This is a genomic window from Exiguobacterium sp. N4-1P (assembly GCF_002214325.1).
Genome location: NZ_CP022236.1, coordinates 1,341,595 through 1,357,224, shown reverse-complemented (window position 1 = coordinate 1,357,224; position 15,630 = coordinate 1,341,595). Strand labels below are relative to the sequence as shown.

General features: G+C 47.9%; 18 protein-coding genes. 9 read left to right on the top strand and 9 right to left on the bottom strand.

Annotated features, from left to right (window positions below):
* The first annotated feature begins 88 nt into the window (after positions 1–88).
* Entirely contained in the window at positions 89–3,319 is a 3,231-nt protein-coding gene (locus A0126_RS07065) for an ABC transporter permease (RefSeq protein ID WP_088837026.1), read from the top strand.
* Between the two features lie 48 nt (positions 3,320–3,367).
* Here the strand turns inward: A0126_RS07065 and A0126_RS07060 are convergent, their stop codons facing one another.
* From A0126_RS07060 to A0126_RS07050, 3 genes are all read right to left on the bottom strand, one after another.
* The gene (locus A0126_RS07060; RefSeq protein WP_088837025.1) at positions 3,368–3,829 is read right to left on the bottom strand and encodes a hypothetical protein; all 462 of its coding nucleotides are present in this window, start codon (positions 3,827–3,829) and stop codon (positions 3,368–3,370) included.
* Positions 3,830–3,851: 22 nt separating this feature from the next.
* Entirely contained in the window at positions 3,852–4,319 is a 468-nt protein-coding gene (locus A0126_RS07055) for a hypothetical protein (protein WP_088837024.1), read from the bottom strand.
* A gap of 89 nt (positions 4,320–4,408) precedes the next feature.
* Positions 4,409–4,708, bottom strand: a complete 300-nt coding sequence (locus A0126_RS07050; protein ID WP_088837023.1) for a putative quinol monooxygenase — start codon at positions 4,706–4,708, stop codon at positions 4,409–4,411.
* A 116-nt stretch (positions 4,709–4,824) separates the two neighbouring features.
* Between A0126_RS07050 and A0126_RS07045 the strand changes: the two genes are divergently transcribed.
* The 3 genes from A0126_RS07045 to A0126_RS07040 all read left to right on the top strand — a co-directional run bounded on the left by A0126_RS07045 (position 4,825) and on the right by A0126_RS07040 (position 5,695).
* Positions 4,825–5,217, top strand: coding sequence for a hypothetical protein (locus A0126_RS07045; RefSeq protein ID WP_088837022.1), 393 nt, complete (start codon positions 4,825–4,827; stop codon positions 5,215–5,217).
* Positions 5,210–5,386 carry a hypothetical protein gene (locus A0126_RS19125; RefSeq protein ID WP_157898475.1) on the top strand — a complete coding sequence of 59 codons (177 nt, stop codon included), beginning with the start codon at positions 5,210–5,212 and terminating at the stop codon, positions 5,384–5,386. The genes A0126_RS07045 and A0126_RS19125 overlap by 8 nt, the downstream gene beginning before the upstream one ends.
* A 105-nt stretch (positions 5,387–5,491) precedes the next feature.
* Positions 5,492–5,695 carry a nucleic acid-binding protein gene (locus A0126_RS07040; RefSeq protein ID WP_088837021.1) on the top strand — a complete coding sequence of 68 codons (204 nt, stop codon included), beginning with the start codon at positions 5,492–5,494 and terminating at the stop codon, positions 5,693–5,695.
* Between the two features lie 174 nt (positions 5,696–5,869).
* On the opposite strand, the gene A0126_RS19120 is transcribed toward A0126_RS07040, so the two are convergent.
* The 3 genes from A0126_RS19120 to bglA form a co-directional block, all read right to left on the bottom strand.
* On the bottom strand, positions 5,870–6,034 hold the full coding sequence (locus A0126_RS19120; protein ID WP_157898474.1) for a hypothetical protein: 165 nt from the start codon (positions 6,032–6,034) through the stop codon (positions 5,870–5,872).
* Between the two features lie 20 nt (positions 6,035–6,054).
* Positions 6,055–6,726 carry a 5'-methylthioadenosine/S-adenosylhomocysteine nucleosidase family protein gene (locus A0126_RS07035; RefSeq protein ID WP_088837020.1) on the bottom strand — a complete coding sequence of 224 codons (672 nt, stop codon included), beginning with the start codon at positions 6,724–6,726 and terminating at the stop codon, positions 6,055–6,057.
* A gap of 139 nt (positions 6,727–6,865) precedes the next feature.
* The gene (bglA, locus tag A0126_RS07030; protein WP_088837019.1) at positions 6,866–8,326 is read right to left on the bottom strand and encodes a 6-phospho-beta-glucosidase BglA; all 1,461 of its coding nucleotides are present in this window, start codon (positions 8,324–8,326) and stop codon (positions 6,866–6,868) included.
* Positions 8,327–8,493: 167 nt separating this feature from the next.
* Here bglA and A0126_RS07025 point away from each other — a divergent pair, with 167 nt between their 5' ends.
* Together A0126_RS07025 and A0126_RS07020 are read left to right on the top strand one after the other, a co-directional pair.
* Positions 8,494–9,204, top strand: coding sequence for a GntR family transcriptional regulator (locus tag A0126_RS07025; RefSeq protein ID WP_088837018.1), 711 nt, complete (start codon positions 8,494–8,496; stop codon positions 9,202–9,204).
* Between the two features lie 13 nt (positions 9,205–9,217).
* Entirely contained in the window at positions 9,218–9,664 is a 447-nt protein-coding gene (locus A0126_RS07020; RefSeq protein ID WP_088837017.1) for a hypothetical protein, read from the top strand.
* 196 nt (positions 9,665–9,860) lie between these two features.
* On the opposite strand, the gene A0126_RS07015 is transcribed toward A0126_RS07020, so the two are convergent.
* The gene (locus A0126_RS07015) at positions 9,861–11,063 is read right to left on the bottom strand and encodes a cation:proton antiporter (RefSeq protein WP_088837016.1); all 1,203 of its coding nucleotides are present in this window, start codon (positions 11,061–11,063) and stop codon (positions 9,861–9,863) included.
* 223 nt (positions 11,064–11,286) lie between these two features.
* Between A0126_RS07015 and A0126_RS07010 the strand changes: the two genes are divergently transcribed.
* Positions 11,287–11,916: an ArsR/SmtB family transcription factor gene (locus A0126_RS07010; RefSeq protein WP_088837015.1), complete on the top strand. Its 630-nt coding sequence runs from the start codon at positions 11,287–11,289 to the stop codon at positions 11,914–11,916.
* 83 nt (positions 11,917–11,999) lie between these two features.
* Positions 12,000–13,244 (top strand): MFS transporter, encoded by a 1,245-nt coding sequence (locus tag A0126_RS07005; RefSeq protein WP_088838477.1) that lies wholly within the window; start codon positions 12,000–12,002, stop codon positions 13,242–13,244.
* A gap of 53 nt (positions 13,245–13,297) precedes the next feature.
* Here the strand turns inward: A0126_RS07005 and A0126_RS07000 are convergent, their stop codons facing one another.
* Complete coding sequence (locus tag A0126_RS07000; protein WP_088837014.1) at positions 13,298–14,386, bottom strand: flavin monoamine oxidase family protein; 1,089 nt, start codon at positions 14,384–14,386, stop codon at positions 13,298–13,300.
* Positions 14,387–14,461: 75 nt separating this feature from the next.
* Positions 14,462–14,824: a hypothetical protein gene (locus A0126_RS06995; protein ID WP_088837013.1), complete on the bottom strand. Its 363-nt coding sequence runs from the start codon at positions 14,822–14,824 to the stop codon at positions 14,462–14,464.
* Positions 14,825–15,034: 210 nt separating this feature from the next.
* Between A0126_RS06995 and A0126_RS06990 the strand changes: the two genes are divergently transcribed.
* Positions 15,035–15,613 (top strand): TetR/AcrR family transcriptional regulator, encoded by a 579-nt coding sequence (locus A0126_RS06990; protein WP_088837012.1) that lies wholly within the window; start codon positions 15,035–15,037, stop codon positions 15,611–15,613.
* Positions 15,614–15,630: the final 17 nt, after the last annotated feature.

Sequence of the window (15,630 nt, the reverse complement as noted above, 5' to 3'; positions counted from 1 at the left end):
TCTACCCTGATCGGTTAAAACGACGGCCGGTTCCGATTCGGAATAGGCCGTCTTTCATATCGCTACACGTAAAAGGAGGTGGACGCCTATGATGTCCTTCATTTGGAACTCATGGTGGCGAAACAAAGAACGGTTCATCCTGTTACTCGTCGGTGTCCTGATTGTCAGTACAGGACTGAGCTATTTAATCGGGACGACCCAAGCGAACAATGGGACCGTCGTTGACGAACTGCAAAAACGCTGGAACTCGTCATATGATATCGTCGTCCGGCCGCCGGGAAGCCGGAGCGTAACGGAAGACTTACATTTACTCGAGCCGAATTATATGAGCGGTCTCGACGGCGGCATCACGATGAAACAGTATCAGACAATCAAAGACATCACGGACGTCGAAGTCGCAGCGCCGATCGCGATGATCGGAAATAAATCGACAGGCTCATCCGTCGGGACGCACACGTTTGATGACCCCGGCGTCTATAAGCTGACGATCACCGATTATCAAAATACCGGTCTGCAGGTCGACAAGTCGACGACGGTCCGTTATTTAGCCGCCGGCTGGGACGCGAGCGGCGATACGAAACAATCCGGCGTCTCACCGATCGGTCTCGGAAAACAACCGCTCGACGAGTATGGCAGTGATACGATGATTGCCGGGATTGATCCGGAAGCGGAAGAACAACTCGTCGGGCTTGATCAAGCGACGAAAAAGTCGGACCACAGCCGTTATTTCACGGATGAAGACGTCGTGACGGCGCTCGAGAACGTCGATATGATTCCGGTTTTGATGAACGAACGGGATTACATCGATGCGTCCCGGACCTATAAATATGAAAAACTTGATTTACCGCTGATTGATGACTCGATGGTACCGACGATTCAAGAAGTCACGAAAAAGGGCGGCAAAACATACTTAGACAAGCTCCCTACCGTCGATGAAAAGCCACAGACGTATAAAATCACGACGGCGCAAGTCCAAAAACAATTCATTCATGATATTTTGAATAATTCATTACCTGAAAAATACAGCGGCTACTCGGAATGGCTGATTCTCAAGCCTTCACCAATCACCTATCAATCCGTCGAGAGTCCCTATCCGTCACGCTGGCCGTTCACCTATCAGGTCGAACCGAAGCTGATCAACCCGGATTCTTTGCTTGCGAAACGCAGCATGTACCGGGCAGCACGCGAGTTCGGGACGTCGAGTGATGACTGGCCGCGGATCAACCCCTATTACATCGGAGTATTTGATCCGAAGAAATTGAATTTATCGAAAGATCCGTTGACGGAACTGCCGATGGAAACCTATTTCCCGGCGAAGGCAAAGTGGGTCATGGATAAAAATGAGACACCGGTCAACCCGCCGCGTGACGTCAAACCAACAAACGACCCGTACGACTTCATGACGAAACCGCCTTCGATGTTGACGACGCTAGACGCTGCTTTCAAGATTCGCGGCAAAAAAGCCATCTCCGTCATCCGGGTCAATGTCAAAGGCATCGATACGATGAATGAACAAAGCGAGAAAAAATTACAGGCCGTCGCGCAGGAAATCGAGGACAAGACCGGACTGATCACGGATGTGACGCTCGGTTCGTCACCGCAACTGGCGTTGACGTATCTGCCCGGACTTAAAGACCAGTCAGCACTCGGGTGGGTCCAGCAGCCCTGGATTAAACTCGGTTCCTCGATGGCGATTTTCCAGGAAGCGAAAGTCGGGATGAGCGGGGTCATTGCAAGCGTCATTTTGGTGGCGCTCGTCTATGTCTTCAGCTCAAATATCATCCTGCTTTACGCCCGGAAAAAAGAATTTGCGATTTTACTGGCCCTCGGCTGGCGCCCGCGCCAGCTGTCGAAGATGCTGTTCCTCGAAGCGACGTTACTCGGTTCACTCGTCGCCTTGATTGCCTGGACGATTCTCGGGACGTTTTGGCTGACGACGGACCATCCGATCGCCCTTGCCCAGATCGTTCTGATCGGTCTCGCCGGACTGTTGATTTACTGGGGCGGCACGTTCGTCCCGATGCTGTTGATCCGGAAGATTCAACCGTACGAAAGCATCCAGGCGGGAGAAGTCTCGCGGGGACGTCGTTTCGTCCGTTCGCAGTCCGTCCTCGGCATGAGCGTCAATCAATTGGTGACGTACTGGCAACGGACATTACTGTCGCTTGTCGCAATCGCCTTACCGACCAGTTTGTTCATTTTCTTCCTGTTCGTCACGTTCCGACTCAAGGGGGTCTTGTATGCGTCCTGGCTCGGCGAATTCGTTGCCCTTGAAGTCGGCATGATGCATTATGTCGCGATGGGGGTTGCCCTGCTGATCGCCATCTTGACGACGACGGAAATCATGTGGCAGAACGTCAACGAACGGAAATCACAGCTCGCCGTGCTGAAAGCGACCGGCTGGCGCGACGGGATGATCCGTCAACTCGTCTTTCTTGAGGGGGTCATGACCGGTCTGATTGCCGGATTGATCGGTCTTGCCGTCTCGCTCGGGTTGATTTACAAGATGTACAATCAATTCCCGACGGCCGAGCTCGGATTCCTGAGCCTGACGCTGTTGATTCCGATTACGACCGGGATCATCGGTGCTTTATTACCCGCCTACCGCGCGGTTAAAATTACACCGAATGCAGCCATCGGGAGCGTCGCCGTCAATGCCAAGGCGACGGAACGCCGCTTCAAAGTCGCGCTTGGAACAGTCGGGACCGCGCTTGTCGTGGGTGTCGTCGGACTATTCTTCTTTGCGACGACGAGTGAAGTCGAGCACCCGGCGGCCGAGCCAACAAGTCAAACAACTGAAACGACGACAGGGACGAAGCTCGCCGATTTGACCGCCAAAAAATCGACCGCCATACAACCGTCGAAACAGGAAACGGCAAAAATCGAAAAGCTGATGAATCAGGGGCTGCTCAAAACGTATCCCGGTGACCCGAAATTAAAGGATGCCACCTTCCGTGTCGGGAAACTGTTAGACCGCCCGCCGGCTGAACTCAAACTGACACAGCAAGCCGGTATACGCTACATCACGCTCCCGTTGTTTTTGCATGACCCGGATATTACAGAAGATGTACTCGGCTCCTACAGTCAATATAAACCGGACCGGTTCACACTTCAGGATGGGAATGGGCATGTCTACGAGACGGTCGATTACGTCAACCGTAATGAGAAGGCCTGGAAAAACAGTTACCAGTACTTTGCTCCCTATCAATCAAGGGTCGATCTCGTCTACGAAGTACCGGAAACGGAAAATGTCTTCGTCATGTTTGCGTCAAGTGATGCATTCGCAAAACCGACTACCGTCAAAATCGAACTCAACTAAAAAATAGTACTTCTACCCGTTGGTTGATGCGCGAGTAGAAGTACTGTTTTAGTTTGCCATCCGTGTTTTTTTTCGTAGATCGTCGTTCGTCGGGTGACTCGGATCCGTCCGCATGATCCGCAATTCCAGATATTGTTTCAAAAAGGCAATCAACAGCAGAGCCAGCAGAAGAACGATTAAAACAGATATACTCCAATAATCAGGGATCCATGCCTGAAGCGCAATCAATAAAGGAACGGGAACGAAACCGAACTCGACCGCGTAACGGAAACGAATCAGCCGCCGTGCTGCTTTGATGCTTGATAGGGCACTAATCCGTCTTGCCTCGCCGAGCAGTAACAGTCCATGGATGAGGACGAGGAGGACGAGCAGTGGAACAATCCATTCGTCGGCACCTGTTTGAACCAAGCCGTACAGACTTAGCGCGACGACTCCTACCAATGCCAATCGTTTAAAAAGATTCTGCTTGCTTTCCTGCTGCATGATTAGAATTTTCGTTTGTTTTTCCATTTTGTTCATCCCCTACTCAAAGTCACCTGGCTTTCAGGACAGGTGTTTTACTTCGTAATTCTTTTTTCGTCGGATGGGCTGGGTCAAGCACCGTCTGCGTTCGCTCGAGATAGATGTCACCGATAACGAAGGCTGCAAGTCCGATAAAGTAGCCGATAAAACTTGGCAAAGGCGGTAGTTCGAACCGGATTAATAGCGGGAAGAAAAAAGCAATCAGTCCGATTAGAGCAAAATCAACCGCGTAACGGAGTCGGATGATGTTGCGTGCTGGTCGGCTGTCTGAAAATACACTGATTCGTTTCGCTTCAATCCAGTGCAAAACACCGTGTGCCAGGAAGCTCACCCCGACGAGGATTTTCGGCCAAATTGCTGTCTCATATTGAAGAAGTGCAAAGATACTAAAACCAAGCATTACAGCAAAAATAATGCGAACGAACGCGATGCGTTCCTTTTCTTCCCGGATACGTTGAATTCTTCGTCGTTTTTCCATCATACTCACCTTATGTATACTCTACGTCAATCGGCAAAAAAAGTTCTAATTTTTTACAAACTTTCGGCTGGGACATCAAAAATTACCCTTTATAACCCTTTTCCACCTTGCGGGTCGAACGTCAACAAGCGTTCCATTCCCGTGATAAACGGGCGTGCCTGCTCAATCAGGCGCCGCGTCGCCGGAAGTTCGAGTGACGCCTTGTGCGACGCTTGATTCGTCCAAATTTCGTGGACGATGACCGTGTCCGCTTCTTCTGATACGCTGACGATATAATGGAGACATGACGGCTCGTCTTCGAACGAGGCTGCTGCTTCAAGTAACAGCTCCACCAATTTTTCTTGCTGTCCCGCCGTCGTCGTAAATTCCCCAAAAATCCCGTAACTCATCCTGATTCCTCCTCATTGTTTCTTAAGTTCCTTTTGTATGCATTCATAGCTTGAAACATTTTCCTTGCCGTGCCGTAGAACAGAGTAGCATCGACTGACTTTCAGGAGGACTTACTTTGACTACACGTACGAAACGAATCGTATCAGCACTCTACTTACTCCTGTTCGGGATGACCCTATTTAGTATCTTCTTTGAACAGACAGGCGCTACCTTCTTTTCGGTCGTCCAACTCGGCGTCCTCAGTTATTTTTATTTTGAATTACTGAGTCAGAATACGCACTACTCCAGTCCATCGAAAGAACAGGACATCATTCACCGGAGTACACGGCTCCGTTTTCGGATCATCCAGATTTTATTATTCCTGTTGATCGGCATCGATTATTTATTTTTCGAGCAGACCGATTTGTTGCTCGTTAGCGCTTTTTCGATTTCGATTGCGGTACCAGCCATCATCCGTTATGTCCGTTTGCGGATGAACGACCACTCAAAGGAGGAGAACGATGTCTAACCGCAGTTCGCTCGTCAGCTTGACGACCATTTTGACCATCATCCTGCTCAGTTTGTTTTTATTGGATGCCATAACGACACTATCGTTTTTAGTATTCTTCATACCACTTTCGCTTTGTATGCTGATCCTTGGCGTCAGCGAACTCCGACACGTATTAAAGGACAGTTGAAGAATATTTATCAAAATCAGGCGAGAATACTCCCACCTCTAAGTGTCTCAGGGCGAAGCCCAGCGCAGGTGGAGGTAGTTCAAGCTAAATAGGAGGACAAGTTACATGAACCGAACCTGTACCCAATGCGACACCCGACTAGTCGAAGACTGTGAAGTCCACGTCAAAGGTGCCATGTACGGCTTAAAGATTAAAAAACCGGGTCGTTTTTTCAGTAAGGCATCTGCTGAAGCGAAAGCTGCCGTTTGTCCGAAGTGCGGACTGGTCCAACTATATGTCGATCAACCAAACGCCTTTCTAAAAACATAACAATACTTTGAAAGAAAGGAACCTTTTGAGTGAGTACATACCACATATCTAGTATCCGCCTCCTTCTAATCATGATTGTTTTTACGATTTTCTGGTATTATTTTTTAGGATTGCCGCTTGGGTATGGAATTGTCATCCTTCCTGTCACTGTCGGTTATACGATTTATCGCAACTTCAAAGCGGCTCAGTCAGAAAAACATGAGTCTGAACAAAATTAGCAGCCGATGCACTGATCATAAATAAGACGCAGTTCCGGGATTTCATCCGAGACTGCGTCTTTTGTGTCATTAAGCTTTTAGCGTTGACGGTCAGCAGACAACCAACCACTAATGTTTTCATGCGTTGCCCCTCCTGATGTTCTAAATGAATCGTGTCAGATAGTCACTGAATATTTTGCGCATCACTTTTGGCGTATTCGCTATGTAGACGTTGATTTGTTCTTCGTTCGACTGGACTGGATCGCGGTCCGTCTCGTCCGTCGGAAAATCCGAGATGCCTTTAATGATGATACATTCGACCCCGTTTTTCTGACAGATATAGGCGATTGCGCCGGCTTCCGTATCGGCGACCGTGACGGCATTGTCTTTCAGCTCCAAGTAATCGTTCCACATCACGACGGCCCGGTCTGCCGTACCAATCGTTCCGGTGTGACAATCTGTTTGGTAAGCCGCAACAGCGAGTTCAACGATGAAGGACGGTTTAATCAACGGCTCGACTTCTTTCACCGTACAATCATACTGGACCGCGCGGTTTGGCACGATGATGTCGAGGACCGCAAACGACTCGTCAATGCCGGCACAGGTCCCGGCAACGATAATTTTTGTAAGCGGGAACCGTGCCATCATGTACTGATTTGCCCCGACCCCGTTTACTTTCCGGACACCGGTGCTGTAAAACAACACACGTTTTCCGGCAATCGTCCGGAAAAAATATTCGCCGTACGGGTACTTAGTACGTTCTAATTCTTTTACATCAAAATATGCGAGTGTCGCTTCGAACTCCCATATCGTCGCAATACTGACACCAATCATTCATTCATCCCCTTAAACGTCCCTCGTCACTTTTGGATAATATATACATTCTCATCATCGCTTGTTTTCCTATTTCAAGCAAGCGTGATTTGGCAGACAACAAACAACCTCCACCCGGTATAGGTGGAGGCTTATCGATTTACTGTTGTGTCGCTTTGTCGTACGACAACTCCTGTCCGTTCGTCGCAATGACCTGTTTGTACCAGTCGAATGAGTCTTTTTTCATCCGTTCCATCGAGCCGTTGCCTTCATTGTCGCGGTCGACGTAAATCATCCCGTAGCGTTTTTTCATCTCACCCGTCGTAAACGAGACGATGTCGATGATGCCCCATGGCGTGTAGCCCATCAGTTCGACGCCGTCTTCCGTGACCGCTTCCGTCAACGCTTCGATGTGAGTCTTCAAGTAATCAATCCGCGCTGCATCGTGAATCTTGCCGTCCTCAATCGTATCGACAGCCCCAAAGCCGTTTTCGACGATGAAGAGCGGGAGTTGGTAGCGGTCATACAACCGGTTCAGGACGTAACGGAGTCCGACCGGATCAATCGCCCAGCCCCAGTCGCTCGACTGGATGTACGGATTCTCGACGCCGTTCGCGAGACCGCCGTTGACGATGTTCCCCGTATTGTTGACCGTCGCATCATGCTTGACCGTTGTCGACATGTAATAACTGAAGCCGATGTAGTCGACCGTCCCGTTTTTCAGAATCTCGTCATCGCCGTCGAGGATCGGAATCTGATAGCCTTCCCGTTCGAACTCTTTTAAGGCATAGTTCGGATAATAACCGCGTGCCTGAACATCCGGGAAGAAGTAACGTTGACGCATCGATTTTTCCGCCAGCATGACGTCTTTCGGATGTGAGGAATACGGATAGACCGGGACGTGGGAAATCATCGCTCCGATTTGGAAATCGGGATTGATTGCTTTCCCTTTCGCGACAGCAAGGGCGCTGGCAATCAGTTCGTGGTGACCGGTCTGGTACATGACTTCCATCGCATTTTCGCCCGGTTCGACTTTGACACCGGAGTTCGTCCAGAGGAACAACGGATTCTCGACATCCATCTTGTTGTTGATTTCATTAAACGTCATCCAGTACGTAACTTTATCTTGGTAGCGCGTGAAGCAGACTTCGGCGAAGCGTTCGAAGAACTCGGCGACTTTGCGGTTACGGAACCCGCCGTATTCGCGCGCGAGGTGGAGCGGCATTTCAAAGTGCGATAACGTGATGATCGGCTCGATGCCGTACTTAATCAATTCGTCAAAGACATCATCATAAAACTGCAGTCCCGCTTCGTTCGGTTCCGTTTCGTCACCGTTCGGGAAAATCCGGCTCCAACCGATCGATGTCCGGAGACACTTCAATCCCATCTCGGCGAATAGCGCGATGTCTTCTTGATAGCGGTGGTAAAAATCAATCGCCTCATGATTCGGATAAAACGTCCCTTCTTCAATCGTATCGGTAATGCGCCGGGCGACGCCATGCGCGCCTGCTGTCATGACATCGACGACACTCGGTCCTTTGCCGCCGGCGTTCCAGCCGCCTTCAAATTGATGGGCAGCCAGTGCGCCGCCCCATAAAAAGTCGTTTGGTAATGTTTTCATCTTCAAGTCCTCCCTAGTAATCGAGATATATGCCTTTATCACCATCATAATTGTACATGCACAATTAATCAATACACATTTAATATCAAAAAACATGTCTACAAATATCGTCTTTTTATTATGATATAGTTGCGATATAACAATTTTTATGTAAATGAGGGTGAACCATGCTGAAATATCAACAGACGGCGACGGAAATCGAAGCCTACATCGAACAGAATGCGTTACAGCAAGGCGATAAATTACCGGTCCTCGATCAACTGATCCGACAATTTGAGGTCAGTAAAACGACGATGACGAAAGCGCTCGAACTGCTGGAACGAAAAGGAATCATCTTTCAAGTTCGCGGCAGCGGCATTTTTGTCCGCAAAAGTAATCGGAAAGGGTATTTTAATCTCTTCTCGACACAAGGCTTCAAGCAAAACTTGATTGATCATGATATCACGTCGCGTTTACTCGAACTTGAAGTCATTGCCTGCTCGGAGGATCTCGCTAAGAACCTTTCCATTACACCTGGGACAGACGTCTATTTCGTCAAACGGATCCGCTACATTGACGGACGGCTTCTCTGCCTCGAAGAATCCTATTATGTAAAAGCACTTGTCCCATACTTGAACCGGGAAATCGTCGAACAGTCGATTTTCGAGTATCTTGAGACGGCACTCGGACTGAACATCGGCTTTTCGGACATGTACATGCACGTCGGTAAATTGCCGGAGACAATTGCGGAACATTTGAAACTTGAAGCCGGTGATCCGGCATTGACGGTCGAGACGATTTTCCACTTGACGAACGGTCGACCGTTCGATTATTCCGTCATCACCTATCATTACGAACACTCGCAATTCGTCGTTCAGGCGAACGGCTTGTATTTATGAAGGGAATCGGAACATGAATGAAGAAGTAATTTTTTATTATGCTTTACTTGCGGGCGGTATCGTCTGTGTGGTGCTAAGTGTACTGTTACATTTCTGGTTTCGTGAGGATACCGGCATCGAATTTTCCCTGTTTTTCCGACTCGTTTTACTGTGTTTATTCGGTGTGGGACTGGTTTGGTATACGACTCCAAGCCTGAAGTACGTCTTTTATCATGACTATGCGACAACTAAAGGAATGTGTACGGTGGAATACGATGATCAATCCAGCCCGCGGACGATTGATCTTTATTATGATGAAACAGGTGACTATTTCAGTTTCTTCGATCGGGCCGATCTCGGCGCTTACGGACCGGACGTCCCGTATACCTGCCACGTGACAACGACAAAAGATCATGCATTTGAAATTTTTTACCGGATTTACGATTTCAAAACGGGCAAGTTATTATATTCGTCTGAATGACTGGTCATGTTAGAGAAAACTGCATGATTGCGGATTTGATGATTTCCGTTTTTGGAACAACTTAAGATCATCCGTTTTTCTTGTCTTTATGAACACTCGCAATGTTGAGGCGAACGGGTTGTATCTGTAAACGCAAAAAAGCAGACACGATCCAAGTACTTTTTGGACAGTGTCTGCTTTTTGATTTTCTATTTAATCATCGTTTATGCCGCTTACTCAAGAATATCGTCAGCGGATAAATACCGATACTTTGGACAATCAACGACAGGACGATGACAGCAAACGATAAGGAAATCAACACATCATATTGCGCTGATACCGTTTTTTCGAGCCATAGTAACAACGCGACAGACATCGAACCTTTAATCCCAGCTGCCGTAATGATTGAGATCGTCGAAAAGTCGTCGCGAAATTCACCTTTCCAGGCCGGTACCGCATAAATGAAGCCGCTGACCATGATGAACCGTGCCAACAAGGTCAGACCAAAAATGATCAACGCCAGTCCCCATTGTGAAAAAACTAAGTATCCAGCTGCTTGAATCCCAATCAGTAAGAATAAAATCGATAAAAATGTTGGTTTGATGATGTTCCAAAATCCATCCAATGATGCTTTAATTCCCTTCTCCTCATCCGCTTTTTCGATTTCGTAAGACAAGAAAATCCCCAAAATGACCGTGGTGAGAACACCTGAGACACCAAGCGCTTCTGCAAGATAAAATCCACCGTACGACATGACGATACTCAACATCACTTGATATTCTTTTTGCGTCGTCAAGTGAATAATTTTACTTAAAATCCATCCGAGCAAGAAACCAATCAGAATTCCGCCAAACGAAACAAGCATAAATTGTTCGATAAATGTCGTGAAATTAAAACGTTCCCCCGTTTGAAACATCGTTAATAAGATCGTAAACAAAACGATACTCGTCCCGTCATTGACCATCGATTCTCCTTCCACGATATCGGCGAGTTGTTCGTCCCCTGTACTTTTTTTGATGATGGACGTTACCGAGACCGGATCGGTCGGAATCAAGATGGCGGCAAGGAGCAGCGAAGCCGTCAGCGAAAGTGAAATGAACAGATTCGAGATCCAGTAAATTGAGACACCGAGTAATAAGGCCGTCACAATCAACCCAATCGTGCTGAACGCCGTAATGATACCCCAATTATTTTTCAACTGTTTAATCGGAAACTGATACGCTGCCGTAAACAGGAGCACCGGCAAAAACACTTCAAATACGATTTCCTTTGATAGATGAAGCGAAGAAAAATAGGGGATAAATGAAAGACCCAGTCCAATCACGACGAGCACCATCGGAACAGGAATCATTTTTTGTTTTAAATCGATTGTGTAAATTACGTAGCCGATAAGTAGTAGAATCAAAATTTGATACGTCATACAGTCACCCTTCCCTTACATGTCGCACTAAAATATTCTATGTGCCCTTATACCTTTTCAATAATTAGTTAAAACAAATCCTTCACTCGATTTTCCAATCTGTCAAGTAATACCTCATCCAAGAGAATGTAATGCCTTACAAAAAATATTAACTGTTAAAAGTAAATCTATGTTATTCTGTTGTCAAATAAATTAGACCGGTCAAATAAAAAGGAGTCTTCTCATGAAATCCATTTTAACGTTAACCACTTTAAGCCAATTAAAGGCGCTGAGTGTTCCGATCCGAGCTGAAATCATGATGCGGTTAATCGAAAAACCACTCACGGGTCAAATGTTGTCTGAAAAACTTAACTTATCGCGTCCTAAAGTACATTACCATTTAAAAGAGCTCGAAAAGAATCACTTAATCACGTTAGTCAAAACGGAAGAAAAAGGCGGAATCATCCAAAAGTTTTATCAATCGGTGGCACGGGGGTTCACACCATCACTTGAGCTCTTGCCGCATATGGAAGACGTCAATGAATCCAATCGGCAATTGCTTTTTCAGATGGCCGAAAAAACAAAGCAAGTTATTTTATCTGCGCCCGAGCATGCATTTACCCCTCAACGAGCCAGTGAATCGCCTGCTGACTGGAATCACGTCGGTTCAATGTGGCAAATCTCTGCAACGGAGGAACAGTTTAATGATTGGACAAAAAAATATTTTGAATTGATGGAGGAGCTTAGACACCTCTCAAAAGAACCGAGTGAAGAAACTGCTCAAAAACTTTATTTCTTTTCTACGATGGCGTTTGAAGTGGATGAACTCATCATGGAAACGATTGAACATGAAGATGAAGAAAACAAGGCTTGAACGTATAGCCTTTTTCTTTACCCGTCATTGTCAAATTAAATTGACCGGTCAAAATAATAAGTAAACCGGAGGTTTTACGTATGATTGAACTTTTGAAAAACCGTAATTTCATATTTTTACTGTCCGGCCGACTCGTGACGAATATTGGAGACAATCTTTATTACATCGCCGCGATGTGGCTTGTCCATGACATTGGACAGAGTGCATTTTATACAGGGCTCGCCGGGTTTCTGATTTTATCACCAAAAGCCCTGCAATTTCTTGCGGGTCCGCTGGTCGACCGCTGGAGAATCAAAACGACGTTAATCGTCACCCAAGTCGTGCAGTCGATTTTGATTTTGCTCATTCCACTTGCTTACCTGCTCGATTTTTTAAGCATTGCTTTAATTTTATCCGTCATGCCACTCCTCGCCTGCGTCGAAGAGTTTGCCTATCCGACGCAAACTAAAGCCCTCCCCTTGTTTCTAAAAGAAAAAGAACTGCTGCAAGGAAATTCACTTTTTGCATTTGCTTATCAAGGCGTTGATCTTGTCTTCAATTCATTGGCAGGATTAGCAATTGCCTTCTTTGGTGCCATCACGATGTTTTTCGTCGATTCAGTGACATTCGCACTCGCCGCGATGTTTTTCTCATTCCTCAACATGGATTTTGTAAAAACGCCAACACCAAAAACGCAACACTCCTTAAAACTCACCTTCACGGACTATATCGATGATTTAAAAGACGGCTTCGTTGTCGTCTTCACGTCATTACTTTGGGTCTTTCTGATTGGTTCGTCTGTCGCAAATTTTGCGATTGGGATGACGGTTGCCGTCCTTCCTGTCTTCGCGGATCAAATCGGCGGTGTACAAACATACGGTATTCTGTTAGCCGCTATGTCAGCGGGTTCGTTGCTCGGTGCACTCCTCGGTTCGACCCTCGGAAAACTGCGCGTCGGCATCGTCACAAGTGTTTGCTTTTTAGTCGGATCCATCTGCTGGGTATTTGCCGGGTGGCTCTCAAGTCCACTGGTTACACCGATTTTATTTGGTATCGCCTGGATTCCAATCGGTGCCGTAAATGTTTTGTTTGCCGGTGTTACGCAAACCATCATCCCGAACCAAATACTCGGGCGCGTGAATTCAGTCGCGTATAGCTTAGGAATTGCCGCGATGCCGATCGGTTCGTTACTAGGTGGATATGTCGCGACCTTTATCGATCCTCACTTCATTTTCATGTTCGCCGGACTCGGTATTTCGTTGATTGCATGTGTTTGGTTCTTCCATCCCAATCTCCGAAAGTTACCACAGGTGGAACAAATGACTGCTTCGACTTTTAAAATCAGTTAAAAACGCCCCCGATCGTCGAGGACGTTCATGATTAACATTGTGCGCGTCACAAATCACCCATGCCGCATCGTCCATTCAGCGACGACCCGCTTCGCCGACCGGAGCGCCCCTTCGACATGGCCACCAAACGCACTATCCGTTTCCGTTCCGGCAAGATAAAGCCGGCCTTGCCAGTTTGCGTCGACTGCGATGGGCCGATACTGCGGAAATTCCGTTAACGGACGGGCATCTGCAGGCGTCGCCGTATCAAGGTCTTGCGCCCAGTCATAATAGAACACTTCCCGCGGATGACGGGCTGCTTCGCCGTACATCGTGATAAGTTGCTCGAGTATGCAGGCTTTAACCGCTTCCGTCCCGAGTGACTGACGCTCTTCTGCCGTCAGCCGTAGGAAACCGAACAAGGCACCCGGTCCGCGCTGCGGTGATGCATCATGAATTTCCTGCATGGCGCCGACCCAGCTCATCCCAAACCCGGACAGACCCGCTTCGCGCCAAAACGGCGTGTCATAGACGACAAGTGCTTTTGCTTGTCCGGCCATCCAGGTCGGGGTCGTTTGCAGTTTCTCCCGCGTCGTCTCGGAAAACGGCGGTTCGATTGCGACTCGCTCGACAAGACGGGGTGGAAGGGCAACCACGACACTATCATACGTTTCTGAAGTCGTCCGTCCGTCTTTGATTGACGTAACGATTACTTGCTGTCCCGTCCGCTCAAGTTTCGTGACGCGTGTCTGTAAGCGGAGCGATGCCGCCGGGAGTTGTGACGCAATCGCTGTCACGAGTGCTTCCATTCCTCCCGCTAACCGCTTCGACGGGACGATACTGTCCGGTGCCAGCAGATGATGTTCGATGGCTCCTGCTTGCCGTTCGAGTACCATCGCGCCCGTCGTGTGTTGGGCGAATGCCGTCAGGCCGAGTTCGGCGACAAGATCCGTGATGACCGTTTCCGTATCCGGCCAGTACCATGTCGGTCCGAGGTCAAAGCGGTCTGCCTCGTCTCCATGCGTACCCGCCACGCTTACAATACGTCCGCCGATCCGGTCCCGTGCTTCATAGACGGTGACCGCTTGCCCCATCTGTTGTAAAAGCGATGCTGCATAAAGCCCGCTGACGCCTGCTCCGATGATTGCGATGGATTGTGTCATCTTGATTCTCCTTTGCTACGAACGGACGAATTGCTCCTGTCCTTACTTATTGTAGCAAGTGTACCTTGTTCCGACTCAATCCTCCAAACGCTCGAACTCGACTAAACGGACAGGCTTAACATATACTTCCTCGTCGAACGTCGTCAGCGAAACGAATGTCTCGCCTTTGCGATAGAGAATTTTAGCTCCTTCTTGATTCACTTTCTTCCAGCCGTCACGATTCAAGCGTGCTGCATACAGGAGTCCCGGTCCGTCTGTTTCTGAAGCAAGTTGCGTCGCGTAGTGTTGCCCGTTCGCACCCGTTTGCTCCGTCGCAAAGCGCGGGATCGGGAACGAACTGACAGATGTACCTTCTTTGAACAATAGGGATATCACCCCGTAATACGTTCCACCTAGCAAAAAGGCGAGCAAGATGATAGATATTATTCTTTTATTCATACGATCAGCCCCCTGATTGCTCGTTTAACATGACATCCATCATTTCAGATGTCTCTACAAATCAAATCACAAGAATATTCCTAATAATATCCATTATTGCAATTCCCTTAATTTTACTCAAGTTATTCTTTGAGGCATTTTCCTGTTCAAGTAGCAAACCAGATGCTACAGTATTTTTGTAAACTAACGACCGTTAGGAAGGTGAATGATTTGAAAGCTGCACAATTAATCCCGACCGCTTTGCGTCACTTCGCGACTCATGGTTACGAAGGGGCCTCCTTAAACGACATCGCCCAGGAAGTCGGTATCAAGAAACCATCCATTTACGCCCACTATTCCGGGAAAGACGATCTCTTTTTGAAGACGATGGCGTACGCGCTAGGTGAACAGAAAAAACACCTCGCGTCCTACTTCGTCGAGACACGGCAGTTGCCGCTCGAAGCATCGCTAAAAGGATTTTTCGACTGGTTCATCGAGGAAAGCAACCAAAACGACCAAATGAAGTTCATCCTTCGCATCGCTTATTTCCCCCCCGTCAAACTGGAGCATGAAGTGACAGCGTTGATCAATCCGTTTTTCGATTCGATCCATCGTCACCTTGCACGCTTATTTCGCGAACGCGACCGGACGGAGCAGATTCTCTACTCCGAAGACTATACGAGCGGCGCACTCGCCTATTTGACGGTTGCGGAAGGAACGATGACAGAACTCGTCTATAACGGGATTGACGCCTACCAACAACGACTCACTGCCGTCTGGCCGATTTTTTGGCGCGGACTCGTCCGTTAAGAAGTCAAATCAGAAAC